This is a genomic window from Marinitoga arctica (assembly GCF_054657315.1).
The window spans coordinates 1-764 of sequence record NZ_BAAHYY010000072.1; the positions used below are offsets into that span (position 1 = coordinate 1).

General features: G+C 24.9%; 1 protein-coding gene. It reads right to left on the bottom strand.

The window, feature by feature from the left end; genetic code table 11:
• Positions 1 to 74: 74 nt before the first annotated feature.
• Positions 75 to 683 (bottom strand): hypothetical protein, encoded by a 609-nt coding sequence (locus ACYQ44_RS10390; protein ID WP_459997217.1) that lies wholly within the window; start codon positions 681 to 683, stop codon positions 75 to 77.
• Positions 684 to 764 lie beyond the last annotated feature (81 nt).

The window sequence follows — 764 nt, forward strand, 5'->3', positions numbered from 1 at the left end:
AAAACAACATAAGTTTGAGTGGTCTCTCTATTTTTATAATAATGTTTTTTATCTAAAAACATTATTTTCTAAATCTATTTATCTTCTATTATTTCTTTTTTTACTTTTATATATTCAACACCACCCTCTTCAATTTGAACATTTCCATCATTACTTTTCTGCCATTCTTCAAATTTTTTCATTGCAAGATCATATGTTTTTTTACTTACTTCTGGTAATTTCCCACCTAAAATATTTTTAACACTTTCAAATCCTTCTTTAACAGCATTTCTTAATAATTCAATTTTTAATTTATCTCCACCTGATATTGATTTTGCAAATTCAATTATTCTATCAGAAGTAGCTTCTGGACTCCAATAACCATTTAATATCTCTTCATTCATATCACTTTTTTCTTTTTCAGAAATACCTAATTGCTTTTTCACTTTATCTTCTACCCATGATTTGAATTCATCAAACAACTTTTGCGAATCATTTTGTAATTCTTTCCATCTGTTAGGATTAATTTCGATTTTTTTATTAACTAAACTAGAATATGTTGCTTTCATATATTCTATTTCTGTTTTTACATATACATCACCTTTAATTTTTTTATCAACATTTTTTTCAGAATTTTCTCTAGACTCAATTCTTTTTATTTCTGAATACTTAAAATATTCAAACCCTTTATTATCGATTCTCATATTATCACCTCCATAATAAGAATCGACCATTTTTTTTCATATGATTAAAAAAAGCCCCAAAAAGGGCCTTAAAACTAATTA